25 protein-coding genes and 1 tRNA gene are annotated in these 23841 nt (G+C 68.9%); 15 read left to right on the forward strand and 11 right to left on the reverse strand.

The features are described from left to right. Nucleotides 1-72: 72 nt before the first annotated feature. From ACIPQB_RS02700 to ACIPQB_RS02715, 4 genes are all read left to right on the forward strand, one after another. Entirely contained in the window at nucleotides 73-2049 is a 1977-nt protein-coding gene (locus ACIPQB_RS02700) for a potassium transporter Kup (RefSeq protein WP_446483650.1), read from the forward strand. After that, nucleotides 2050-2415, forward strand: a complete 366-nt coding sequence (locus ACIPQB_RS02705) for a hypothetical protein (protein ID WP_446483651.1) — start codon at nucleotides 2050-2052, stop codon at nucleotides 2413-2415. It begins immediately after the preceding gene. Between the two features lie 213 nt (nucleotides 2416-2628). Continuing rightward, nucleotides 2629-3861 (forward strand): argininosuccinate synthase, encoded by a 1233-nt coding sequence (locus ACIPQB_RS02710; RefSeq protein ID WP_446483652.1) that lies wholly within the window; start codon nucleotides 2629-2631, stop codon nucleotides 3859-3861. Nucleotides 3862-4035: 174 nt separating this feature from the next. After that, nucleotides 4036-4329 (forward strand): hypothetical protein, encoded by a 294-nt coding sequence (locus ACIPQB_RS02715; protein WP_446483653.1) that lies wholly within the window; start codon nucleotides 4036-4038, stop codon nucleotides 4327-4329. 153 nt (nucleotides 4330-4482) lie between these two features. On the opposite strand, the gene ACIPQB_RS02720 is transcribed toward ACIPQB_RS02715, so the two are convergent. Together ACIPQB_RS02720 and ACIPQB_RS02725 are read right to left on the reverse strand one after the other, a co-directional pair. Beyond that, the gene (locus ACIPQB_RS02720; protein WP_446483654.1) at nucleotides 4483-6705 is read right to left on the reverse strand and encodes a penicillin acylase family protein; all 2223 of its coding nucleotides are present in this window, start codon (nucleotides 6703-6705) and stop codon (nucleotides 4483-4485) included. 165 nt (nucleotides 6706-6870) lie between these two features. Beyond that, nucleotides 6871-6946 (reverse strand) — tRNA-Ala (locus ACIPQB_RS02725). 124 nt (nucleotides 6947-7070) lie between these two features. Between ACIPQB_RS02725 and ACIPQB_RS02730 the strand changes: the two genes are divergently transcribed. The 3 genes from ACIPQB_RS02730 (at nucleotide 7071) to ACIPQB_RS02740 (ending at nucleotide 9667) form a co-directional block, all read left to right on the forward strand. After that, on the forward strand, nucleotides 7071-7391 hold the full coding sequence (locus tag ACIPQB_RS02730; RefSeq protein ID WP_446483655.1) for a YggT family protein: 321 nt from the start codon (nucleotides 7071-7073) through the stop codon (nucleotides 7389-7391). 4 nt (nucleotides 7392-7395) lie between these two features. After that, a complete protein-coding gene (locus ACIPQB_RS02735; protein ID WP_446483656.1) occupies nucleotides 7396-7686 on the forward strand; it encodes a DUF167 family protein in 291 nt (96 codons plus the stop codon). Between the two features lie 163 nt (nucleotides 7687-7849). After that, entirely contained in the window at nucleotides 7850-9667 is a 1818-nt protein-coding gene (locus ACIPQB_RS02740; protein WP_446483657.1) for an ATP-binding protein, read from the forward strand. A gap of 384 nt (nucleotides 9668-10051) precedes the next feature. Here ACIPQB_RS02740 and ACIPQB_RS02745 read toward each other — a convergent pair whose 3' ends face one another. The 3 genes from ACIPQB_RS02745 to ACIPQB_RS02755 form a co-directional block, all read right to left on the reverse strand. Continuing rightward, entirely contained in the window at nucleotides 10052-10486 is a 435-nt protein-coding gene (locus tag ACIPQB_RS02745; protein WP_446483658.1) for a very short patch repair endonuclease, read from the reverse strand. Nucleotides 10487-10517: 31 nt separating this feature from the next. Next, entirely contained in the window at nucleotides 10518-11504 is a 987-nt protein-coding gene (gene cysK, locus ACIPQB_RS02750) for a cysteine synthase A (protein WP_446483659.1), read from the reverse strand. A gap of 81 nt (nucleotides 11505-11585) precedes the next feature. Next, nucleotides 11586-12728 carry a DNA cytosine methyltransferase gene (locus ACIPQB_RS02755; RefSeq protein ID WP_446483660.1) on the reverse strand — a complete coding sequence of 381 codons (1143 nt, stop codon included), beginning with the start codon at nucleotides 12726-12728 and terminating at the stop codon, nucleotides 11586-11588. 46 nt (nucleotides 12729-12774) lie between these two features. On the opposite strand from ACIPQB_RS02755, the gene ACIPQB_RS02760 reads away from it, so the two are divergent. Next, nucleotides 12775-13212, forward strand: a complete 438-nt coding sequence (locus ACIPQB_RS02760) for a COG3650 family protein (protein WP_446483661.1) — start codon at nucleotides 12775-12777, stop codon at nucleotides 13210-13212. A 69-nt stretch (nucleotides 13213-13281) separates the two neighbouring features. Continuing rightward, nucleotides 13282-14511, forward strand: coding sequence for an MFS transporter (locus ACIPQB_RS02765; RefSeq protein WP_446483662.1), 1230 nt, complete (start codon nucleotides 13282-13284; stop codon nucleotides 14509-14511). Nucleotides 14512-14538: 27 nt separating this feature from the next. Here ACIPQB_RS02765 and ACIPQB_RS02770 read toward each other — a convergent pair whose 3' ends face one another. The 6 genes from ACIPQB_RS02770 to ACIPQB_RS02795 all read right to left on the reverse strand — a co-directional run bounded on the left by ACIPQB_RS02770 (nucleotide 14539) and on the right by ACIPQB_RS02795 (nucleotide 18977). After that, nucleotides 14539-14676, reverse strand: a complete 138-nt coding sequence (locus tag ACIPQB_RS02770) for a hypothetical protein (RefSeq protein ID WP_446483663.1) — start codon at nucleotides 14674-14676, stop codon at nucleotides 14539-14541. Nucleotides 14677-14930: 254 nt separating this feature from the next. Further along, nucleotides 14931-16118, reverse strand: a complete 1188-nt coding sequence (locus ACIPQB_RS02775; RefSeq protein ID WP_446483664.1) for an acetyl-CoA C-acyltransferase — start codon at nucleotides 16116-16118, stop codon at nucleotides 14931-14933. 101 nt (nucleotides 16119-16219) lie between these two features. After that, a complete protein-coding gene (locus ACIPQB_RS02780; protein WP_446483665.1) occupies nucleotides 16220-16636 on the reverse strand; it encodes a YybH family protein in 417 nt (138 codons plus the stop codon). A gap of 62 nt (nucleotides 16637-16698) precedes the next feature. Continuing rightward, the gene (locus tag ACIPQB_RS02785; protein ID WP_446483666.1) at nucleotides 16699-17394 is read right to left on the reverse strand and encodes a TPM domain-containing protein; all 696 of its coding nucleotides are present in this window, start codon (nucleotides 17392-17394) and stop codon (nucleotides 16699-16701) included. Continuing rightward, nucleotides 17394-18191: a TPM domain-containing protein gene (locus ACIPQB_RS02790; RefSeq protein ID WP_446483667.1), complete on the reverse strand. Its 798-nt coding sequence runs from the start codon at nucleotides 18189-18191 to the stop codon at nucleotides 17394-17396. The genes ACIPQB_RS02785 and ACIPQB_RS02790 overlap by 1 nt, the downstream gene beginning before the upstream one ends. A 144-nt stretch (nucleotides 18192-18335) precedes the next feature. After that, nucleotides 18336-18977 (reverse strand): LemA family protein, encoded by a 642-nt coding sequence (locus tag ACIPQB_RS02795; protein ID WP_446483668.1) that lies wholly within the window; start codon nucleotides 18975-18977, stop codon nucleotides 18336-18338. Nucleotides 18978-19295: 318 nt separating this feature from the next. Here ACIPQB_RS02795 and ACIPQB_RS02800 point away from each other — a divergent pair, with 318 nt between their 5' ends. From ACIPQB_RS02800 to ACIPQB_RS02825, 6 genes are all read left to right on the forward strand, one after another. Further along, nucleotides 19296-19628 (forward strand): CC_3452 family protein, encoded by a 333-nt coding sequence (locus ACIPQB_RS02800; protein ID WP_446483669.1) that lies wholly within the window; start codon nucleotides 19296-19298, stop codon nucleotides 19626-19628. A gap of 87 nt (nucleotides 19629-19715) precedes the next feature. Next, a complete protein-coding gene (locus ACIPQB_RS02805) occupies nucleotides 19716-19964 on the forward strand; it encodes a hypothetical protein (protein WP_446483670.1) in 249 nt (82 codons plus the stop codon). Nucleotides 19965-20175: 211 nt separating this feature from the next. Then, nucleotides 20176-20730, forward strand: coding sequence for a F0F1 ATP synthase subunit delta (locus ACIPQB_RS02810; protein WP_446483671.1), 555 nt, complete (start codon nucleotides 20176-20178; stop codon nucleotides 20728-20730). A gap of 50 nt (nucleotides 20731-20780) precedes the next feature. Beyond that, the gene (gene atpA, locus ACIPQB_RS02815) at nucleotides 20781-22313 is read left to right on the forward strand and encodes a F0F1 ATP synthase subunit alpha (protein ID WP_446483672.1); all 1533 of its coding nucleotides are present in this window, start codon (nucleotides 20781-20783) and stop codon (nucleotides 22311-22313) included. A 7-nt stretch (nucleotides 22314-22320) separates the two neighbouring features. Beyond that, nucleotides 22321-22950, forward strand: coding sequence for a pseudaminic acid biosynthesis-associated methylase (locus tag ACIPQB_RS02820; protein ID WP_446483673.1), 630 nt, complete (start codon nucleotides 22321-22323; stop codon nucleotides 22948-22950). 7 nt (nucleotides 22951-22957) lie between these two features. Continuing rightward, the gene (locus ACIPQB_RS02825; RefSeq protein WP_446483674.1) at nucleotides 22958-23833 is read left to right on the forward strand and encodes a F0F1 ATP synthase subunit gamma; all 876 of its coding nucleotides are present in this window, start codon (nucleotides 22958-22960) and stop codon (nucleotides 23831-23833) included. The last annotated feature ends 8 nt before the right edge of the window (nucleotides 23834-23841 follow it).

The raw sequence follows: 23841 nt of genomic DNA on the forward strand, positions 1-23841 counted from the left end.
GGTGTATCGCGCCCGGCTTGATCGATATGGGGCTCCGCACGCGTTTTGCGAGGGCGACCCCGGAGGGATTGTATGGCTTCCGAAGCCTCTGGCGCCCCCGCCCCCAACGGCGCCGCCGCATGTGACGTCCCCCCGCAAGCTGGCCACGACCTGAAAGGCCACAGCTTCCTGGCCCTGGCCGTCGGTTCGGTCGGCGTCGTGTTCGGCGACATCGGCACCAGCCCGCTCTACGCCTTCAAGGAGGCGCTGCACGCCACCGCCGGCGACGGGGTGACCCGCCTTGAGATCGTGGGCGTGGTGTCCCTGGCCCTGTGGGCGCTGTTTCTGGTCGTGACGATCAAGTACGTGCTGTTCATCATGCGAGCCGATAACAGGGGCGAGGGCGGGGTGCTGTCGCTGATGGCTCTGGCCCAGCATGCGATCGGCAAGCGCACCACCCTGGTCTTCGTGCTCGGCGTCACCGGCGCGGCGCTGTTCTACGGCGACGCGGTGATCACTCCGGCGATCTCCGTGCTGTCGGCGGTCGAGGGTCTGCGAACCATTCCAATGTTCGAGACCCATGTGACCACCCAGGTCGTGCTGCTGATCGCCACCGTGATGCTGTTGGGGCTGTTCTTCATCCAGAGCCATGGCACGGCGATCGTCGGCCGGCTGTTCGGTCCGGTCTGCGGGGTCTGGTTTCTGGTCATGTTCGTCCTGGGCGCCATGCACTTGGCCGACAACCCGGGGATCCTGGCGGCGATCAACCCCTACTACGCGGTGTCCTTCCTGCTGCACCACGGGATGGCCGGCTTTATCGTGCTGGGCGCGGTGTTCCTGACCGTCACCGGGGCCGAGGCCCTGTCGGCCGACATGGGCCATTTCGGACGCTGGCCGATCCAGGCCGCCTGGCTGTTCTTCGTCCTGCCCTGCCTGGCCGTGAACTATCTGGGCCAGGGCGCCTTCGCCATGCGCACTCTGGAGGCCGCCACCGCCGCCGGCCAGCCGATGCCGGACCTCAACTGGTTCTTCGAGATGGCGCCCGAGTTCCTGCGCCTGCCCCTGGTGTTCCTGGCCGGCGCGGCCACGGTGATCGCCAGCCAGGCGGTGATCACCGGCGCCTTCTCCTTGACCCAGCAGGCGATCCAACTGGGCCTGATGCCGCGCCTGGATATCAAGCGCACCTCCGAGACCCAGTCGGGCCAGATCTTCGTGCCCCAGCTCAACACCATGCTGCTGGTGGCGGTGCTGGCGATCATGTTCACCTTCCAGACCTCGTCGGCCCTGGCCCACGCCTACGGCCTGGCGGTGACCGGCACCATGGTGGTCACCACCTGCATGGCCTACATCGTCATGCGCAAGCTATGGAACTGGAAGGCGCCGGCCGCCCTCGCCTTCCTGATCCCCTTCATGGCCCTGGACCTGACCTTCCTGTCGGCCAACGCCCTGCGGTTCTTCACCGGCGGCTGGCTGCCGGTGCTGATCGGCGCAGTGCTGTTCACGATCATGGCCACCTGGGTGCGCGGCAGCCAGATTCTCACCGACAAGACTCGCCGCGACAGCGTGCCCCTGGTCGACCTGATGGAGATCCTGCGGGCCCGGGCGCCGCACCGTGCGCCCGGCACGGCGATCTTCCTGACCTCCGACCCGGACATGACCCCGGTCGCCCTGATGCACAATCTCAAGCACAACAAGGTGCTGCACGAGCGCAACGTGGTGCTGACCGTCCGCACGGCCGATACGCCCCGGGTGCCCGACGAGGAGCGCATCCGCGTCCAGGCGGTCAACGCCGACTTCAAGAAGGTCGAGATCTTCTACGGCTTCATGGAAAGCCCCAACGTGCCCAAGGCCCTGGCGCTGCTGCGCAAGCAGCAGGGGCTGAAGTTCGACATCATGGCCACCAGCTTCTTTCTGGGCCGCCGCTCGATCGTGCCGTCGGCCAATTCGGGCATGCCGCTGTGGCAGGACAAGATCTACATCTTCCTGATGAAGAACGCCGCCAACCCGACCGACTTCTTCAAGATTCCCCCCGGCCGCGTGGTCGAGCTCGGCGCCCAGGTGACGGTCTAGATGAACATCCCCGCCGTCATCGGCGACGTGCTGTGGATCCTGGCGCTGTCGATCATGGCCGGGGCCTCGCGGATGGCCTGGGGCAAGATCGGCAAGGACATCAAGGTTCCGCTGCTGTGGTCGCCGTCGGGCGCGACCCTGTGGCGGGCCCCGCGCCTCGTGGCCCTGGCCCTGCTGCCGACCTTCGCCTTCCTGATCAGCGTCTATCTGCTGTGGGGCAGCCGGCAGATGACCGGCGACCTGACCGTGGAGCTGATCATGCTGGGCCTGCGCGCCACCCTGGCGGCGATCCTGGCGGTGGTCCACCTGACCCAGGTGCGCCGGGCGCTCAACCAGTTGGCCGCCGAAGGCCAGATCAAGCTCTGAGCGCGGACCGCTCCCATCTCCGTCTCCCCGACGAAGGTCGGGGTCCAGGTGAAACCCACGTGTCGCACCGGATGAATCTGGGTCCCGGCCTTCGCCGGGAAAACGGATTTTAGAGATTGGGCTCCTGTTCTTCGCATGCCCGCGTTTCAATCGACACGAAACCGCGCTAAACGCCCCCGACTTTGTGTTTCCACTTCGCTCAAGGACCCCCTCATGGCCGCCAAGCCCGTGAAGAAGGTCGTGCTCGCCTATTCGGGCGGTCTCGACACCTCGATCATCCTCAAGTGGCTGCAGACCGAATACGGCGCGGAGGTCGTCACCTTCACCGCCGACCTCGGCCAGGGCGAGGAGATCGAGCCGGCGCGCGCCAAGGCCCTGGCCGCCGGCGTCAAGCCGGAGAACATCTTCATCGAGGACGTGCGCGAGGAGTTCGTCCGCGACTTCGTGTTTCCGATGTTCCGGGCCAATACAGTCTATGAAGGCCAGTACCTGCTGGGCACCTCGATCGCCCGCCCCCTGATCGCCAAGAAGCAGATCGAGATCGCCCGCAAGACCGGCGCCGACGCCGTCAGCCACGGCGCGACCGGCAAGGGCAACGACCAGGTCCGCTTCGAGCTGGGCTATTACGGCCTGGAGCCCGACATCCACGTGATCGCCCCGTGGCGCGAATGGGACTTCAAGTCCCGCGAAGCCCTGCTGGAGTTCGCCGAAAAGCACCAGATCCAGATCGCCAAGGACAAGCGCGGCGAAGCCCCGTTCAGCGTCGACGCCAACCTGCTGCACAGCTCGTCCGAGGGCAAGGTGCTGGAGGACCCCGCCGTCGAGGCCCCCGAGTTCGTCCACATGCGCACGATCGCGCCGGAGGATGCGCCCGACAAGCCGACCGTCATCACCATCGATTTCGAGAAGGGCGACCCGGTCGCCATCGACGGCGTCGCCCTGAGCCCGGCCGCCCTGCTGACCAAGCTCAACGAACTGGGCCGCGACAACGGCATCGGCCGCCTGGACCTGGTCGAGAACCGCTTCGTCGGCATGAAGTCGCGCGGCGTCTACGAGACCCCGGGCGGCACCATCCTGCTGGCCGCCCACCGCGGCATCGAGTCGATCACCCTGGACCGCGGGGCCATGCACCTGAAGGACGAGCTGATGCCGAAATACGCGTCGCTGGTCTATAACGGCTTCTGGTTCGCCCCCGAGCGCGAGATGTTGCAGGCGGCCATCGACTACAGCCAGCAGAAGGTCACCGGCCAGGTGCGGGTCAAGCTCTACAAGGGCAATGTCTCGGTCATCGGCCGCACCAGCCCCTACAGCCTCTACGACCAGGACCTGGTCACCTTCGAGGAGGGCAAGGTCGCCTACGATCACCGCGACGCCGGCGGCTTCATCAAGCTCAACGCCCTGCGCCTGCGGGTGCTGGCCAAGCGCGACAAGCGCGAACAGGGCTGAGGCTCGTTAGTCCTCGTCCATGACAAAGCCCCGCCGGCGACGGCGGGGCTTTTTGCTGGGCTCGCCCGTCCAACGCTCGTCACTCCCGCCCTGAAATGACGAGGATGGATAGCGGCCGCGAGGACAAACGGCGGCGGACATGTTAGCGTCCATGCACGCATCGGGAGCACGCCAATGCTTGATACGAGAGCTTTGAAGAACTCAACGAACCTGAGCGCGTGGAAAGCCTGGGAGGGAGAGGCCTACCAGCGGTCCGGCTTCAACGCGTTCCTGGGGAGCGTTTTTGCGCTGACGCTCGCCTTCGTTATCTTTCCCAGTCTATTTCCACGCGCGCTGGGAGACGACCTGGTTCGCACATCCCTCATCGGCCTGGTCCTTTATTTGGGGACCTCCTTCGCCCTGATGGTTTTTGCCGTCTTGCGGATGAACGCCTGGAAACGAGCCAACCCCTGGACGCCGCCGTCCTAGGGTCTGGATAACCAGGTTCGCTCAGGGGGCGAATGTCTTTGTCGGCGCCCTGCCGACAAACCGGCCTTCGGGTCGCGAGCGCCGGAATTGTCGGTTTCGGTGAACGCCCGCCACAGGAGCGGGAACTACAGCTGATGTAAGTCGCCTGCGGACCTACCGCCCGACCTCGCCCGGCCGGTACGCCCGTTCGATGTGGCCCTCCAACTCGTCCGGATAGAAATAGACCGGCCGCAGGTCGCCCTTGGCGTAGCGCGCCGCCTGGTCGGTGAAGTGCGGGGAGGCCGGATCGCCGCTCTCGCCGCCGGCCGAGATGGCGACGGCCTTGACCCGCGGGCCGAACTCGACCGCGGCGACGAAGCTGTTGCCGCTGGTCCCGTAGTACTTCTTCGTGCCCGGATAGCGCCGGGCCCCGAACGAGGCCAGCGAGCCCCACTGGCCCGAGGCGAACGGCACCGGGATCGAGGGCTTTGCGTCGTCGAAGGTCTGGACGATGGCGCCGTCGTTGCGCTGGAAGCGGTTGATCTGGCCCCAGGGCGTGCGCCAGCCGCCGAAGTCGGCCGTGAGGCGGTCGGAGGCTTCGGCCAGGGCCGCCAGCTTCTGGGCCGGCGTCGTCCGCTCGGCCATGTAGCTATAGACCGACACGCCCTGGATCTTGGCTTCGGCTGCAGCCTTGGCCCATAGGGCCTCGCCCCAGAACACCGCCAGCGAGGTCTGCGTCGACTCCGCCGACCACTTCAGGTTCCAGGCCTTCAGCGCCGCCACCTGTTCGCCCAGCCGGGCCTTGAGCGGGTCGCCGTCCGGCGTTTCGTCATAGGCCTTGGCCAGGGCCGGGACCAGGTCGGCGAAGGCGGTCAGGTAGGGATCGTAGGCCGCGGCGACCAGGCCGGGCAGGGTGAAGTCCTTGCGGTCGGTCAGCACCCGCAGCGCGTGGCGCCCGCGCGGGGTCTCGCCGACGCTGTCCATGTAGCGGGGATAGTCGGCCTGCCTCGGGCTATAGGGGCCGGCCATCGAATAGGGCCAGTTGTTGGTGTTCATCAGCCAACCATTGGCCGGGTTCTTCAGGTGCGGCGACTCGTTCAGGGCGTGCAGCCCCTTCCAGTCGGTCGCCGGATCCGCGCCGTCCACCGGCTTGGTGTAGTCGAAGCGGTCGTCGCGCCGGGGGATGAACTGCGGGTGCAGATAGGCGATCTCGCCCTGGTCGTCGGCGAACAGGGTGTTGTTCGACGAATTGGCCTGCAAGGCCGCCACCTTCAGGAAGCTGGTGTAGTCGCGGGTCTTGGTGCGCAGGTAGGACTGCTTCAGCGCCTCGACCGGCCGGTACATCATGGCGAAGGCGATCCACTTGCCGTCCTGGGCTCGCACGATCGGGCCGTGATGGGTGCGGTAGGTGGTGAAGGTGCGGCTCGCCAGTCGGCCGTCGGCGGTCCGGTAGGACACGGCGATAGTCCGCGCCGTCACCGGCCGCTGCTCGGCCCCGTAGCGATAGACCAGCCGGCCGCCCTGGCGGCTCACCGTCTCGGCGAACTCGTCGACCACGTCGACGGTGCTGGAGGTGTGCATCCAGCCGGCGTGGGCGTTGAAGCCCTGGTAGATGAAGAACTGCCCCCAGGTGGCCGCGCCATAGGCGTCCAGCCCCGCGTCGCTGCTGACCTGCAGCTCCGAGCGGAAGAAGAACGAGGTGTGCGGGTTGATCAGCAGCAGGGCGTGGCGGTCCTGGGTGATAGCCGGGGCGATGGCGAAGCCGTTGGAGCCGGTCGGCTCCTGGAAGGCCGTGGCGGCGGCGAGCTCGCGGGCCCGGGTCTCCCGCGCCGCCAGGGCGCTGGGCTGGCCGTAGAAGGCCTCCAGCTCGCCCGGCGAGATCCGCTCGACGTCGCCGCCGATGCTGCCCTCGGTGAAGCTCAGCGCCATCCACGGCTCGAACCGGGTGATGACCTTGGGCTTCACCGCCGGATGGCTGGCCAGGTAGAAGTTCAGCCCGTCGGCCCAGGCGTCCATCAGCGCCTTCAGCCAGGCCGGACTGGCGGCGTAGCGGGCCTGCAGGTCGACGGGGTCGACGAACAGCTTCATCCGCAGGTCCCGCCAGATCGCCGCCTCGTCGCTCGCCGCCTCTGGCGCCTCGGCCGTGCGCCCCAGGGCGGTCAGGTAGTTGGCCTCGATCCGGTTGAAGTCGTCCTCGGCCTGGGCGTAGACCATGCCGAACACCGCGTCGGCGTCGCTCCGGCCATGGACATGGGCGATCCCCCAGTCGTCCCGGACGATCCGCACCCGCGCCGCGCTCGCCCGCCAGCGGGCCAGGTCGGCGCCGTCGGGGGCCGCGGCCGGTCCGGCCAGGGCCGCCCAAGCGGTCGCCAGCAGCAGAAGCTTTGCGATTGGCAATATAGTCCCCTCAGGCCCGAGCCGGACCCCGACCGTCGGGCGCCGCGCTGGGCTTGTCCAGATCGATCGCGGCCCCGCGCGCAAGGCCCGAAACCGCGCCCGAGCCGCACCGGCCGCACGGCGCGGACGCTCAATCGTCGATCATCCGGAATTAGGAGAGGTCCTTGGTGGAGCCGAGGGGAATCGAACCCCTGACCTCCTCATTGCGAACGAGGCGCTCTACCATCTGAGCTACGGCCCCAAGGAAGCGCGGGAATACGGCGGGTCGGGGCGCGCGTCAAGCGTCGGAGTCGCGGCGTCGGGCGGCTTGGCTTGCCAGGGACGCCAAGGCGCGGCAAGAAGCGGAGGACTCGGACGGGAAGCTCATGGCCGCCATCATCCACTTCGTCTTTTTCATCCTCGCCGCCCTGCTCAGCCTGCTGTGGTGGGCGATCATCATCTCGGCGGTGCTCAGCTGGCTGGTGGCGTTCGACATCATCAACCTGCGCAATCAGGCGGTCTATCAGATCAGCAACTTCCTCGACCGGGTGACCGGCCCGGTGCTGCGGCCGTTCCAGCGGATCATCCCGCCGTTGGGCGGCGTCGACATCAGCCCGATCATCGTGCTGCTGATCATCACCGGCGTGCAGCGCTACATCCTGCCGGCGCTGGAAATGACCCTGCTGGGCCTGTTTGGCGGCTACTAGCCCGATGCGGCTGGCCGTCCGCCTGACCCCGCGCGGCGGGCGGGCGGCGATCGACGGCTGGGCGGTGGACGCCGCCGGCCGGCCCTATCTGAAGGTGCGGGTCGCCGCCCCGCCGGTCGAGGGCGAGGCCAACGCCGCGCTGCTGGCCCTGCTGGCCAAGACCCTGGGCGTTCCGAAATCGGCCCTGACCCTGGCCTCCGGGGCCGGGGCCCGGATGAAGCTGATCGATATCGCCGGCTGCGACCCGTTGTCGCTGGAGCGGGCCCTGGGACGGCCGCCCGCGACCGGTTCCTGACACGCCGGGACAGAGAACTCCCGGCAATCTCAGCCGCGGCGGGGCGCTGGCGACGAAAACGAGCGTTTTTTGCGCCGCAACGCCGCAGCGCGGGCAGGTTCGTCGCGCGCTCGCCGATCAGACGCATTCGTTCATCCCCTCTTTAGGCTGTCGATTTCATGCTATGGGCGGCTTTCAGGCGCGTGGCGGGGGCGGCGTGGGCGTTCAGGATCTGCAGTCGAGGGAACTCCGGCCGGGAGAGTTGCGGACCGCGATCGCGCGCCGCGACAACCTGCCCTTTCGCGCCTTCGCCACGGCGATGATCGCCCTGATGCTGCAGCTTTACATCGGCATGGGCTGGATCTGGGTCTGGGTCGGCCTCTATGTGGCGGCCCAGGCTCTGGAGCTGTGGCTGATCCGTGGGGTGACGGCTCCCGGTGCAAGGCCGCCGGCCTGGCGCCGCTGGGCGGTGGCGCTGACGCCTCTCCTGACCTCGGCGATTTTCGGCTTCCTGGCCCTGCCGCTGTTCGCCTCGCACGAGCGGTTCGCGCCCACCCTGGGCGGACTGCTGCTGGCCGGGGCCCTGCTCAATGTCATCGTCATCAACAGCAGCCTGAAGTCGGCGACGCTGCTGGCCGCCGCCCCGCACGTCTTCTACCTGCTGGTCGCGCCGTTCGTGGCCCGGGCGGCCAATCCGCATTCGCCCCTGGCCAACGCCCTGTGGTTCGGCGCGGTGCTGCTGATCATCTCGGTGGCGGTCGCCAGCCGCGCCCTGCAGGCGGCCCTGCACGCCGAGGCCGCCGCCCGCGACGAGGCCGAGCGCCGCCGCCACGAGGCCGAGGAGGCGGTGGCCGCCAAGTCGGCCTTCGTGGCGATGATCAGCCACGAACTGCGCACGCCGATCAGCGCCATCCTGGCCGGCGCGGCCCGGCTGCACGCCGACGCGCCCGACACCGCCTCCCGCACCCACGCCCAGCTGATCGGCGACGCCGGCGGCATGATGCGCACCCTGCTCAACGACCTGCTGGACCTGTCGCGCCTGGACGCCGGCCGAATGGCGGTCGAGCAAAGCCCCTTCGACCTGCGCAAGACCGTGGCCGACACCCTGCGGCTGTGGCGTCCCGAAGCCCAGAAGAAGGGGCTGAGGCTGCGGGTCGAGGGCGCGGCCCGCCTGCCGCGCTGGGTGGCCGGCGATTCGATGCGCCTGCGCCAGGTGCTCAACAACCTGCTGTCCAACGCCATCAAGTTCACCGACCAGGGCGCGGTCACCGTGCGGCTGGTCGCCCGCGAGGACGGCGACGGCCGCCTGCGCCTGGAGGCCACGGTCGCCGACACCGGCCCGGGCCTGACCGAGGCGGATCTGGCGCGGCTGTTCACGCCCTTCGACCAGCTCGGCTCGGACGTGGTGCGCCGCCATGGCGGCTCGGGCCTGGGCCTGGTGATCAGCCGCGAGCTGGCCCGGCTGATGGGCGGCGACCTGACGGTGACCAGCCAGCCGGGCCGCGGCGCCTGCTTCCGCCTGGAGATTCTGGTCGAGGCCGCCGAACCTGAGGACGAGAGCCCGGGAAGCGTGGCGATCGACGGGGCGCGGGTGCTGGCGGTCGACGACCACGCGGTCAACCGGCGGGCCCTGGAGCTGGTCCTGCAGTCGTTCGGCATCCAGCCCACCCTGGCCGAGTCGGCCGAGCGGGCCCTGGAGCTGCTGGCGACCGAGCGGTTCGACGTGATGCTGATGGACGTCTACATGCCCGGCATGGACGGCCGCGAGGCCACCCGCCAGCTGCGCGCCGGCGCCGGGCCCAACCGCGACATCCCGGTGATCGCCGTCACCGCCTCGGCCACCGCCAAGGACTGGGAAGCCTGCCGGGCGGCCGGCATGAACGCCCATGTCGCCAAGCCGATCGACCCGGGCCAGTTGCACGCCGCCCTGAGCCAGGTGCTGCCGGATTCTCAGGGAGCCGAAGCCGTGGACGCCCGTCCTGTCCCGGAGGCGGCCGGATAGGCCTTCTCAAGGCGCGGCGATCACTGAAAAACCTATAGAAAAGCTTTCGGCGCCTTAGGCGGATGAGGCCAGATGGAAACGCCCATCCTATTCCGTCTCCCCGGCGAAGGCCGGGGCCCAGATCATAAGGCTGTGTGTTTCGGATAAGCGTGCAATGCGACGGCTGAATCTGGGCCCCGGCCTTCGCCGGGGAGACGGGGATTTGAGAAGCACAATTCAGCTTGAAGCAAACGTGCTCCTGGCGCTGTGGACAGTTGACGATCTTGAGCCGAATTCCTGGTCCTTCGATGGGCTCAGGATGAGGAATTCTACTGAACCGCCCTACCCCTTAGCCCTCATCCTGAGCCTGTCGAAGGACGAGGGCGGCGCCTCCGCGCTAAACGCCTAACTGTCCACGGCTTCCAGCCCGGTCTCGTCCAGCACGGCGGCCAGCCGGGCCCGCAGGGCCGGCTCGTCTTTCATCTGGCACTCCCACACCGTCTCGACCCGCCAGCCGGCGGCGGCGAGGTCGCTGGCGTTGCGGGCGTCGCGGGCCTTGTTACGACCGAGCTTGGCCAGCCAGTAGTCGCGGTTGGCCTTGGGCACCCGGGCTCCGCGCGGGCAGTCGTGGCCGTGCCAGAAACAGCCGTGCACGAAGATCGCCAGCCGCCGGCCCGCCATCGCCACGTCGGGCGAGCCGGGCAGGTCCTTGCGGTGCAGGCGGTAGCGGGCCCCCAGATCGGTGAGGATCCGGCGCACCCGCTTCTCGGGCTTGGTGTCGCGGCTCTTGACCCGGGCCATGACCGCCGAGCGCTTGGCGGGATCGAAGACGTCGGTCATGGCCCGATAACGCGTGGGCGCGCGTCGCGGATCAAAGGCCCTCGAACAGGGCGGTCGACAGGTAGCGCTCGGCGAAGCTGGGGATGATCGCCACGATCAGCTTGCCGGCGTAGTCGTCACGCAGGGCCAGGTCGAAGGCGGCGGTCAGGGCCGCGCCCGAGCTGATGCCGACCGGCAGGCCCTCGGCCGAGGCCGCCCGGCGGGCCATGGCGAAGCTGTCGTCGTTCGACACCTGGATGATCTCGTCGATCACCCCGCGGTCGAGGATGCCCGGCACGAAGCCGGCCCCGATGCCCTGGATCTTGTGCGGGCCGGGCGCGCCGCCCGACAGCACGGCGCTGGCCTCGGGTTCGACGGCGACCATCCTCACCGACGGCTTGCGGGCCTTGAGCACCTGGCCCACGCCCGAGATGGTGCCGCCGGTGCCGACGCCCGAGACGACGGCGTCCACGGCGCCGGCGGTGTCGTTCCAGATCTCCTCGGCGGTCGAGACGCGGTGGATCAGCGGGTTGGCGGTGTTCTCGAACTGCTGGGGCATCACCGCGCCGGGGGTGGCCTCGATGATTTCCTGGGCCCGGGCGACGGCGCCGCGCATGCCCTTCTCGGCCGGGGTCAGCTCCAGCTTGGCGCCGAGCAGCAGCAGCATCTTGCGGCGCTCGATCGACATGCTCTCGGGCATGACCAGGATCAGCTTGTAGCCCTTGGCGGCGGCCACGAAGGCCAGGGCGATGCCGGTGTTGCCGCTGGTCGGCTCGACGATCGTGCCGCCCGGCTTCAGCAGGCCCTTGGCCTCGAGATATTCGACCATGGCCACGCCGATACGGTCCTTGACCGAGGCCAGCGGGTTGAAGAACTCCAGCTTGGCCACGACCGTGCCCTTGGGCTTCAGCGCGGCGGTCAGGTTGGGCAGGCGGACCAGCGGGGTGTCGCCGACCGTGTCGAGCACCGAGTCGAAGATCTTGCCGCGCCCGGCGCGCTTGAACCGCGCGGCGTCGTAGATGGCGGAAACGTCGTCCATGGAAAGTCTCGCTCGCAGGAAGATGGGGCCGGCCCCGGGTCTAATCTCACCTTAGGCCGTGGGATTTCGGCTGTCAGCGGGTCATTCGGCGGCCAGGGCCGCAGATTTGCTGAAGGCCGGATCGCCGGAAACCAGGGACGCCAGCAGCCGTTCGGACAGCCAGCGCACCACCGGCGCGGCGACGCCGTCGCCGATCACGTGCAGGCCGGCGGTCGGGCTGGCGGGCAGGCGGTAGCTGTCGGCCAGGCCCATCAGCCGGGCGCCTTCGCGCGGGCTGAGCAGTCGCGAGCGGACCTGGCCGCGGTCGACGACCAGCAGGGTCTGGCGCGAGGAGCCGCCGCGCGGGGTGCGCAGGCAGCCGGCCAGGCCGTCGAACCGCACCTCGGCCCGTTGCTGGCCGCCGCGCATCCGCCGGAACACCGCCCCCACGGCTCGCTCGCCTCTCTGGACCCGGGCCTCGACGGCGGTCCGGTGGGACGGCGCCATCAGGTCGAGCAGGGCGGCGGTGGCCGCCTCCGTCCGCCAGGCGGCCCGGTCGTCGGGCTCGAGCACGGCGGCCAGGTCGGCGTTGCGGGCCGGCGGCGCGGTCAGGCCCCACCAAGTCCACAGATCCTTCAGGTCAGCAGGCAGCCGGGCCTGGGCCTCGCGCACGGCGCGGCTGTGGAACGGACTGTCGCCGGTCAGGCCCTCGACCGGACGCCGGGTGGCGACCACGAACACCCGCGGGCGCGACTGCGGCGTGAAACGTGCAGCGTCGATCTCCAGCGCCCCGAAACGATAGCCCTGGTCGGCCAGGGCCCGGCACAGGGCCGTGAAGTCGGCGCCGCCGTGCGAGGTCAGCAGGCCGACGACGTTCTCGACCACCACGGTGTCGGGCCCGCGGCCCTCGGCGTTGAGCGCCTGCATCAGTCGCCAGAAGCCGAAGAAGGCCGAGGAGCGGCCGCCCTGCAGGCCGGCCCGCGCCCCGGCCAGGCTGAAGTCCTGGCAGGGGCTGGAGGCCCAGGCCAGATCGGCGTGGCCCGGCAGGTCAGCGGGGGCGAGCTGCCAGACGTCGCCTTCATGGAAATGATCCGCCGCGTCGGCGAAGTTGTCGCGATAGGTCGCGGCCTTGACCGGGTCGAAGTCGTTGGCGAAGGCGCAGGTCCAGGCCTCGCCCAGGCCCAGGCGGGCCATGCCGCCGCCGGCGAAGAACTCGTAGAAGGTCGGGGAGGCGTTTCGATTCATCGCCGGGGAGTCTAGCTTGAGCCGACCGCCCAAGGATAGCGCCGCCATGCTCCGTTCCGCCGCCGCCCTGTGCCTGATCCTCGGCCTCGCCGCCTGCGGCCAGTCGCCGATGGGCGCTTCGGAGGGGGCGTCGGTGGCCCCGGCCGACGCCCCGGCCGCGACGCCGCCGGGGCCGGACTATTCCGGCGACTTCGACCTGGTCGGGACCGAGCCGTTCTGGGGCGGCAAGATCCGCCGCCAGGGCCTCAGCCTGACCCGGCCGGACGAGCCGGAGGTGGCCGCCGACAATCCCGGCGCCCGGGTCGAGGGCGACATCGGGGTCTGGGGGACCGGACACCTGGTGTTCAGGCTGACGCCGGAGGCCTGCTCGGACGGGATGTCCGACCGCTCATATCCCTACCGTGCCGAGGTGACGTTCAACGGCGCGGTGCTGCAGGGCTGCGCAGCGAGGCCGGAGGATCTGGCGAAGCGGCCGAGGCCTTAGCGCCGCGAGTTTCTGGCCGCGTCCGGATTCCGCCAGCCAACGAAATTCGTCGCGTCTAGCCTCGCGGCCATGACCTCAGCGCAGAACAACTCGAACCCTCATTCCCAAAGTCTCGCCGGGACCCAGGTCCTGTTTCTGGCGGTGGCGGCCGGCGTGGCGACCTCGACCAGCTACACGGTTCAACCGGAACTGCGTCGCATAGCCCAGGACCTCGGCGCCACGCTGGCGTCCACCAGTGCGGCGGCGGGCCTGCCCATTCTTGGCTATATGATCGGCTTGGCGCTCCTGGTGCCGCTCGTCGACCACGTGCCGGCCCGGCGGCTTTTACCCGCCCAGCTCTCCTTTCTGGGTCTGTCGCTCGGACTCGTCGCGATCGCCACGAACGTCATGGCCTTCGGGGCGGCCCTGTTGGTTTCGGGAATCTGCGCGAGCACCGGGGCCCAGATGAGCACCTTGGCGGGCAAGCACTCGTCCGCCGGCCGGCGCGGCCGCGCCCTTGGAGCCGTCACCGCGGGAATATCGGCTGGCGTGCTTCTCGGCCGACTGGTCGGCGGCGGGTTGGCGGATCGGGTGGGATGGCGCGCGATGCTGCTGATCGTCGCCTGCCTTTGCCTGTCCTGCGCGCTGGGAAGTCGCGTGCTGCTCCCGCGAACCACGCCGCATCGCGAGGGGTCCTATTTCGCTACGCTCGCGTCCATGCCGCGACTGTTGCTCACCCACGCCGACCTTCGGGCGGCGGCGCTGGCGGGCGCGCTGTGGTTCTTCGCGTTCAGTCTGGTCTGGATGGGCCTGTCGCTGGCGCTAGCCCTACCGCCGCTCGGCCGGTCGCCGACAACCATAGGCCTGTACTCGCTTGCCGGGGCGGCCGGCATCGTCGCCACTCGCGTCGCCGGACAGCTGGCCGACAGGTTCGGGAGCCCGCGGGTCGTGCTCGCGGGCCTGGGGCTGGCGCTGCTCTGCGCTTTGGTGACGCCGTTCATCTTGGGCGTAGCGCCCCTGATGATCCTGACGCTCGCCTTGTTCGACACGGGTCTCTTTTCAGCCCAGGTCGCCAACCAGCGTCGGGTTCTGAGCCTCGACCCACGGCGACCGGCTCCGTTCAACAGCGTCTATATGGTCATCTATTTTGTCGGCGGGAGCCTCGGTACGGCGGTTGGCGGCCCGCTGGTGTCCAGCTTCGGCTGGCCCGCTGTCGGGATCACGGCGGCCATGGCGATCACGGCGGCGGGAGGCATAGGGTGGGCCAAGCGGCGGACACTGGCGACGCCCGCCGAAGCGCTCGACCAGGACGCGGCCTAGCTGGACATCCGCCAGGCGCCGCTCGGATCAGCGCCCCACGTCCATCAGTTCGTAATGGCCCCGCGCCTCCGGGCTCTGGTGGCCGCCAGGGACGGGCAGCAGCAGGCCGATCGAGACGGCGGCGACGGCGGCGAGGGCGAAGAGGGCCTTGGTGGCGGAGGCCATGGCGGTGGATCCTGGTTGAACGATCGACGCCCCGGGGGCGCTCGATCGGCAACAAAGATGGTTGCGATTGTCGGTGTTTCAAGGTCGCCAGCCAAATGCCAAAACGCCGCCGGGCGCGAACCCGGCGGCGTTCAGGACAGGGTCGGGAAAACGGACCTAGAAGATCTCGAACAATCCCGCCGCGCCGCGCACAAATCGCGAAGGCGATTTGCGCCATCCTTGAAGATGGGCGCCGTCCTCCGGCCTATTCGAAATCAGAAGATTTCGAATAGGCCGGCGGCGCCCATGCCGCCGCCGATGCACATGGTCACCACGCCCAGCTTGGCGCCGCGGCGCTTGCCCTCCAGCAGCAGGTGGCCGGCGCAGCGGGCCCCGGTCATGCCGAACGGGTGGCCGATGGCGATCGAGCCGCCGTTGACATTATACTTCTCCGGATCGATCCCCAGGCGGTCGCGGCTGTAGAGGCACTGGCTGGCGAAGGCCTCGTTCAGCTCCCACAGGTCGATGTCGTCGACCTTCAGGCCGTGGCGCTCCAAGAGCCGCGGCACGGCGAAGACCGGACCGATGCCCATCTCGTCGGGCTCGCAGCCGGCGACGGCGAAGCCCTTGAACAGGCCCAGGGGTTCAAGGTTGCGGTGGGCGGCCTCCTTGGCCTCCATGATCACCACGGCGGCGGCGCCGTCCGACAGCTGGCTGGCGTTGCCGGCGGTGACGAAATTGCCCTCGCCCATCACCGGCTTCAGGCTGGCCAGGCCCTCCAGCGTCGTTTCGGGGCGGTTGCACTCGTCCTTGGTGACCACATAGTCGACCAGACTTTCTGCCTTGGTCTCCTTGTCGACCACCTTCATCTGGGTGGCCATCGGCACGATCTCGTCGGCGAACAGGCCGGCGGCCTGGGCCGCTGCGATCCGCTGCTGGCTGCGCAGGGCGTATTCGTCCTGATAATCGCGGGCGATGTTGTAGCGCTTGGCGACGATGTCGGCGGTGTCGATCATCGCCATCCACAGGGCCGGCTTCTCGCGCATCAGCTTGTCTTCGGTGATGTGGAAGCGGTTCATGTGGCCGCCGCCCTGCACCAGCGAGATCGACTCCACCCCGCCGCCGACCGCGACCTTGGCCCCGTCGTTGCGGACATAGTTGGCGGCGGTGGCGATGGCCTGCAGGCCCGAGGAGCAGAAGCGGTTGATGGTCTGGCCCGAGGTGGTGACCGGCAGGCCGGCCCAGATGGCGGCGTTGCGGGCGACGTTCATGCCGGTGGCGCCCTCCGGACCGCCGCAGCCCAGGGCGACATCCTCCACTTCCGCGCCTTCCAGGCGCGCCCGGCTGACCGCGTGCTGGATGGCGTGGCCGGCCATGGCCGCGCCATGGGTGTTGTTGAAGCCGCCGCGGTTGGACTTGGCCAGGCCGGTCCGGGCGTAAGAGACGATCACCGCTTCGCGCATTGGGCGCACTCCCCGTTAAACGTTAGTTTGAATTTTCGGCCACCCTAGACCGGGATCTAGGAGCGCGAAAGATCAGGTTTGGGGAAAGCGGCGCCTCTTTACTATTTCTGGGGCGGCTGGGGCTCGGCGAGCGGGTCGGCGTGGCGATGGATCAGCTTCCAGGCGTCGTCCTCGCGCCGGAAGATCTCGGTGATCCGCAGATGCATCTCGACCGGCTCGTCCCGGCCGGCGAAGCGAACGGCGGCGTGCTGGAGGCCGGTCCAGTAGGCGAGGTCGCCGCTGGCCTGGCTGTGCAGAATCTCCAGGGTCGTCTCGCCGCCGGGCGCGAAGCTCTTGGCGCCGCGGGCGTTGACGGCCGTGACATGGCCCGCCCCGTCCTCGCGCCCGCCGTTCGGCGGAAAGAAGGTGGCGGGATTGGCCTGGGCGGCGATCTCGCCGAGCGGCCCGGCGTCGCCGTTGACATAGGCCTGGGCGACGCGGCGGCGCTGGGCGATGAAGGCTTCGAAATCGGTGCTCATGCGAAGGCTCCTGTCGTGCGGATCCCGATTCAACGCACGGGGCGACGACAGGTCAGCGCGGCCTAACGCGGCAGAACGGTCAGGCCGTCGGGCAGCTCGTTGGCGTCGCCGGGGCGCGGCGGCACGTGGGCGGCCAGGATCGCGCCCGCCCGGGCCACGGCGGCGACAAAGCCGTCGGCGATCGCCCCGCGCTTGAGGCCGGCGGTCAGGTCGGCGACCACCTCGTCCCACACCGTATTGGGCGCGGCGGCGTAGATCCCCTCGTCGGCGATCACCTCGACGCGGTGCTCGGCCAGGGCGGCGAAGATCAGCACGCCGGTGCGGTCGCGGGTCAGGTGCAGGTCCTTGGCCAGGAAATAGTCCATCGCCGCCTGGCGCACGCGGGCGGCCTTGCGCGAGGCCGGCGTCAGGGCGCGGCGGACCGGCGGCCAGGAGACCGCCAGGGCCACGACCAGGAAGGTCGCCGCCTGCAGGCCGACATAGGTCAGCAGGGCCGAGAGGATCGCTCCGTCCTGGGCGGCGGCGTGGCCGACGCTCCAGCCGCCGAACAGCCGGGTCAGCATTTCGGGCCGGAAGCCGGCCAGCAGGGCTAGGGCCGGCAGCACCAGGGCCGCGCCGACCGCCCAGATCAGCGGGACCTCGCGGTCGTCGCCGACCTCCGGGGCCAGCACGCAATAGATCTCGCCGGCGGTGGTCTTCTCGGCCTCGGCCACCGCCTGGGCGATGCGGTCCTGGTCGGCCTGTGAAAGGGTTCGCATCACCAGCTCCCCGAGGATCCGCCGCCGCCGAACGAGCCGCCGCCGCCGGAGAAGCCGCCGCCGCCATCGCCGCTGCTCCATCCGCCGCCGCCGCCGCGACCGCCGCCGCTCATCAGGCCGTTGAGGATGATCCACGGCAGGGCCGCGCCGAGACCGGACCGGCCGCGACGGCTGAACATCCGGCTGATCATGAAGACCACCACGAACAGGACGATCAGCACGATCACGGGCGACGGCCCCGGGCTGCGGCTGGCGGCCGGGACCTCGAAGGCCTGCTGGGCCCGGGCCTTGGCCTGGTCCTCCGGCAGGGCCAGCTGCTGGATGAGCGCGTCGGTCCCGGCGACGACGCCGCCCTCCAGGTCGCCGGCCTTGAACTTCGGCAGCACGGCGCTCTGGATGATGACGCTGGACAGGGCGTCGGTGAGGATCGGCTCGAGGCCGTAGCCGACCTCGATCCGCACCTTGCGCTCGTTGGGGGCGACCAGGAGGATGACGCCGCTGTTCTTGCCCTTCTCGCCGATCCCCCAGGTGCGGCCCAGCTGGTAGCCGTAGTCCTCGATCTCATAGCCTTGCAGGTTGGGCAGGGTGGCGACCACCAGCTGGCGGCCGGTGGACTGTTCCAGGCCGGCCAGCTTGGCGGTCAGGTCGGCCTCGACCTGCGGCGAGAGGATGTTGGCGTCGTCGACCACCCGGCCGGTCAGGGGCGGAAAGGTCGGGGCGGCGAGGGCGGGGGTGAATATCGCTAGGGCGATGAAGGCCGCGAGAAGGGCGACTATCCAGCTCCTCCCCCGTGCCACGGGGGCGGTGGCGCGATGCGAATACGCGTCGTGACGGAGGGGGCGTGTAGCGAAAACGGCGGGGACGCCCCCTCCGTCACGGCGCTGATCGCGCCGCGCCTCCTCCCCCGCGTTGCGGGGGAGGAGAAGAGGGCGCGCGCTCACCTACTGCGCCGGGGCCGGCTGCGGACGGGCCGGGGGCGGGGCGCTGAAGTCGACATTGGGCGCCGACTGGGCCGCCGCCGTGGCCTGGAACAGCTGGGCCGGCTTCTGGCCGCTGTAGAGCGTCTTGGCCCAGAACACGCTGGGGAAGGTGCGCAAGGTGGTGTTGTAGACCTGGGCGGTCTGGTTGTAGTCGCGCCGGGCGATGGCGATGCGGTTCTCGGTGCCCTCCAGCTGGCTCTGCAGAGCCAGGAAGTTCTGGTTCGACTTCAGCTCCGGATAGCTTTCCTGGATCATCATCAGCCGGCCCAGCACGCCCGACAACTTGTCCTGGGCGGCGGCGTACTGCTGGAACTGGGCGGGGTCGGTGATGGTCGAGGCGTCGACCTTGACCTGGGTGGCGCTGGCCCGGGCCTGGGTGACCGAGGTCAGCACGTCCTTCTCCTGGGCGGCGTAGCCCTTCACCGTGGCGACCAGGTTGGGAATCAGGTCGGCCCGGCGCTGGTACTGGTTCTGCACCTCGGCCCAGGCGGTCTTGGTCGCCTCGTCCTGCCGGGGAATGGTGTTGATCCCGCAGCCGGCGAGGCCGACGGGAATGGCGACCAGCAGCGCCAGGCGCGCCAGGGATTTGGCCAAGCGGTTCATGCAGCCCTCCGGGACGAAAAGATCGTCTGTGCGTAACGTCGTTAGATAGCGTCTGGTTTGATCGGCGTCAGGTCCGGCGCGATTAAACCTTGTCCATGCCGGCGCGGCGGCCGGCCGGATCGGGTTTTCCGAAAAAACGCACATGCGAAACAGATTTTGCTTGCGCCGTTTCTGAACGCTGATATCTAAGCAATGCTTAGTTCGGATCCGAAGCGCCGGTCGGGATGCCGCCGCTGACATCTCGGGACCGGACGGCCAGTACAGCTTTTCGCCGATCATCGATCACCTTGCAACTCCCTGTAGGCCGGAGGGCTCCCCATGAAGCTCCGTTCGCTGGCGGCTGTCGCCGCCCTTTCCGTCTCGATGTTCGCCGGCGCGGCCCTGGCTGACGGCCGCATCGCCGCGGCGCTGGAAGCGCCGATCGCCGCCAAGACCAAGGTCGTGGCCGGCGGCGCGGTCTTCGTCTGCGACGGGGCCGAATGCGTCTCCACCGCCGCCCCGTCCCGAGCCCTGACCGCCGTCGCCTGCAAGGCGCTGGCCAAGGAAGTCGGCCGCGTGGCGGCTTTCGGCGGCGAGACCAAGTCGCTGGACGCCGACGAGCTGCAGCGCTGCAACGCCGCCGCCAAGACCGCCAGCCTCGCGGCCAAATAGGTGGCCCTCTAGACTCGGCGCCTGGGGCGGCGGACCGGTTCCGTCGCCCCTTTTCCTGCGCGACATAGAAGATAGAGTCTCAAAGGCATGACCGCCTCAACCGCCGCCCTGCTGGAAGACGCCCTGCGCCAGATCGCCGGCCCGGGCGCCGCGGCGGCCTCGCTGATCGTCGACTATGGTCCCGCCGAGGCCCTGGCCGCCCAGGACTGCGGCGTGAAAGCCTGGGTCGAGCGGGCGACCCGCAGCCTGGTTTTCGCCCAGGCCGAGGCCCGCTCGGCCGACGGCGCCCTGGTCGCCGCCGCCTCCGCGGTCTTCCGCAAGGTGAGCGTCCCGTAGCGGCCCAAATTCGCCAGATTCGGCGAAACCTTACGCAGCGGCCTTGGTTGCGACTGCGAAGGCTGCGTGTTATCAGGCGCGCGGCTTCGGACAGGGCAGCGCGTCAGCGCCGGCCGTCCATGCGCTTTTCTAGAGCGCGCTCAAGCCTTTAAGCCGGGATGGGGGTTAAACTTCTCGTTCGCGGCGATTGCAAACGCACCGGGCGGAACAAGTGGCGGACGAAACCAAGGCGACGGATGCGGGTCAGCGCTATGCGCAGTCCCTGTTCGAACTGACGATCGAGAGCAACCAGCTGACCCAGGTCGAGGCCGACCTGAAGTCGCTGCGGGCGATGGCGGCCGCCAGCGCCGACCTGCGCCGCCTGATCCAGAGCCCCGCCTTCAGCGCCGAGGACAAGGCCAAGGGCCTGACCGCCGTCGCCGCCAAGGCCGGCTTCCAGCTGCTGACCGCCAAGTTCCTGGGCCTGGTGGCCAGCAACGGCCGGGCCGGCGACCTGCTGGGCGCGATCAGCGCCTTTATAGAGCTGTCGGCCGCCCATCGCGGCGTCGTCACCGCCGAGGTGGTCACCGCCAGCCCCCTGACCGCCGCCCAGCTGAAGGGCGTCTCGGCCGCCGTCGCCACCGCCCTGGGCAAGACTCCTGAACTCTCGACCCGCGTCGACCCGTCCATCCTGGGCGGCATCAAGGTGCGTGTCGGATCCCGCCTATTCGATGCTTCGCTCCGTTCGAAGCTCGATTCCCTGAAATTCGCCCTGAAGCGCGCCTAAGCCTTTATAAGCGCGTCCAAAGATAAAATCGCAGAGAGCCCAAGACAGCCATGGACATCCGCGCCGCCGAGATTTCGGCCATCCTCAAGTCGCAGATCGCCAATTTCGGCGAGGAAGCCGCCGTGTCCGACGTCGGCCAGGTGCTGTCCGTCGGCGACGGCATCGCCCGCATCTACGGCCTGGACAACGTCCAGGCCGGCGAGATGGTCGAGTTCCCGAAGGCCGGCGTGAAGGGCATGGCCCTGAACCTCGAGCGCGACAATGTCGGCGCCGTGATCTTCGGCCAGGACCAGGCCATCAAGGAGGGCGACGAAGTCCGCCGCCTTGGCGAGATCGTCGACGTGCCGGTCGGCAAGGGCCTGCTGGGCCGCGTCGTCAACCCGCTGGGCGAGCCGATCGACGGCAAGGGCCCGATCGTCTCGACCGAGCGTCGCCGCGTCGACGTCAAGGCCCCGGGCATCATCCCGCGCAAGTCGGTGCACGAGCCCGTGCAGACCGGCCTGAAGTCGATCGACACCCTGATCCCGGTCGGCCGCGGCCAGCGCGAGCTGATCATCGGCGACCGCCAGACCGGCAAGACCGCCGTCGCCATCGACACCATCCTGAACCAGAAGGCCGCCAACGCCGGCAAGGACGAGAGCGCCAAGCTCTATTGCGTCTATGTCGCCATCGGCCAGAAGCGCTCGACCGTCGCCCAGATCGTCAAGACGCTCGAAGAGCACGGCGCCCTGGAATACACCATCGTCGTGGTGGCCTCGGCCTCCGAGCCGGCCCCGTTGCAGTACCTGGCCCCGTTCTCGGGCTGCGCCATGGGCGAGTGGTTCCGCGACAACGGCCTGCACGGCCTGATCATCTATGACGACCTTTCCAAGCAGGCCGTCGCCTATCGCCAGATGTCGCTGCTGCTGCGCCGTCCGCCGGGCCGCGAAGCCTATCCGGGCGACGTGTTCTACCTGCACTCGCGCCTGCTGGAACGCGCCGCCAAGCTCAACGAAGACAACGGTTCGGGCTCGCTGACGGCCCTGCCGATCATCGAAACCCAGGCCAACGACGTCTCGGCCTATATCCCGACCAACGTGATCTCGATCACCGACGGCCAGATCTTCCTGGAAACCGACCTGTTCTACCAGGGCATCCGCCCGGCCGTGAACGTCGGCATCTCGGTGTCGCGCGTCGGCTCGTCGGCCCAGATCAAGGCGATGAAGCAGGTGGCCGGCGCGATCAAGGGCGAGCTGGCCCAGTATCGCGAAATGGCCGCCTTCGCCAAGTTCGGCTCGGACCTGGACGCTTCGACCCAGAAGCTGCTGGCCCGCGGCGAGCGCCTGACCGAGCTGCTCAAGCAGCCGCAATATGCGCCGCAGTCGGTCGAGGAGCAGGTCTGCGTGATCTACGCCGGCACCCGCGGCTATCTGGACAAGATCCCGACCAGCAGCGTCCGCCGCTTCGAAAGCGAGCTGCTGGCCCGCCTGCATAGCCAGCACAAGGACCTGCTGGACGGCATCCGCACCAAGAAGGCCCTCGACAAGGACCTGGAGAACACGCTGAAGAGCGTGCTCGACAGCTTCTCGGCGACTTTCGCCTAGTTAATCGATGGCCTACGCACCCAAATCCTTGGACGCATGGTCCGGCGAGTTTGGCGACCGCTACACGCAACGTAGCGGCGCCACCGTCGAGGCCGTGCGCGGCCGTGCGCGGGTTTGGGGCGAGGTGCTTCGGCGGATGACCGGCGACATGCCGCGGAGCGTGCTGGAAGTGGGGCCCAATGTCGGCCTCAACCTCCTGGGCCTCCAGGCGCTGTCGGACATGGAGCAGTGGGCGATCGAGCCCAATGCTTCGGCCCGCCAGCAACTGGTCGACAACGGCGTCCTGCCGGCCGAGCGGCTGTTCGAAGGCTTCGGGCACAGCATCCCGCTGGCCGACGGCGCGGTGGACATGGCCTTCACGGCCGGCGTCCTGATCCACGTCGATCCCAGCCAGCTGGAGGCGACGATGCGCGAAGTGCATCGCGTGGCTTCCAAGTACGTCTTCTGCTCCGAGTATTTTTCGCCGAAGGCCGAAACGATTACCTACCGTGGCGAACAAGATCTTCTATTCAAGAACGATTTTGGCTCGCTCTACATGGATATGTTCCCAGATCTGCAGTTGGTCGATTACGGGTTCTTCTGGAGAAGAACGACCGTGATGGACGACAGCACCTGGTGGTTGTTTAGGAAGGTCTGATAGGCGGATGGCAAGCCTAAAGGAAATGCGCAATCGGATCGCAAGCGTCAAGGCGACGCAGAAGATCACGAAAGCGATGCAGATGGTGGCGGCGGCGAAGCTGCGCCGGAGTCAGGACGCGGCCGAGGCCGCCCGTCCCTACGCCCGGCGCCTGGCTTCGGTGATCGCCAACCTGGCCGCCGGCGTGTCCGGGGCCGGGGCTCCGGCCCTGCTGGCCGGCACCGGCCGCGACGATCGCCACCTGATCATCGTCGCCGCCGCCGACCGCGGCCTGGCCGGGGGCTTCACCTCGTCGATCGTCCGCGCCGCCCGCGAGCGCATCGACGCCCTGGTGCGCGAAGGCAAGGACGTGAAGATCGTCTGCGTCGGCAAGAAGGCCACCGCCCAGCTGCGCCGCCTCTACAGCGACCGCATCGTCGAGAATTTCGACCTGTCGGCCTATCGCCAGTTCACCCTGTCGGTGGCCCAGCCGATCGCCGACGTCGTCACCCGCCTGTACGAGGCCGGCGACGTCGACGTGGTCACCCTGTTCTACAGCCGCTTCCGTTCGGTGGTGCAGCAGATCCCGACCGCCCTGCAGCTGATCCCGGCCGTCGTCGAGGGCGCCGAGCCCGCGTCCGGTCCGGCCGCGGTCTACGAATACGAGCCCTCGGAAGAGGCCATCCTCGAGACCCTGTTGCCGCGCAACCTGACGGTCCAGATCCTGTCGGCCCTGCTCGACAACATGGCGGGCTTCTACGCCAGCCAGATGACGGCGATGGACAACGCCACGCGCAACGCCGGCGACATGATCAAGCGCTACACCCTCGAATACAACCGCTCCCGTCAGGCCCAGATCACCAAGGAGCTGATCGAGATCATCTCCGGCGCCGAAGCCGTCTGATCCTGAAC

This window comes from Caulobacter sp. LARHSG274 (assembly GCF_052871235.1).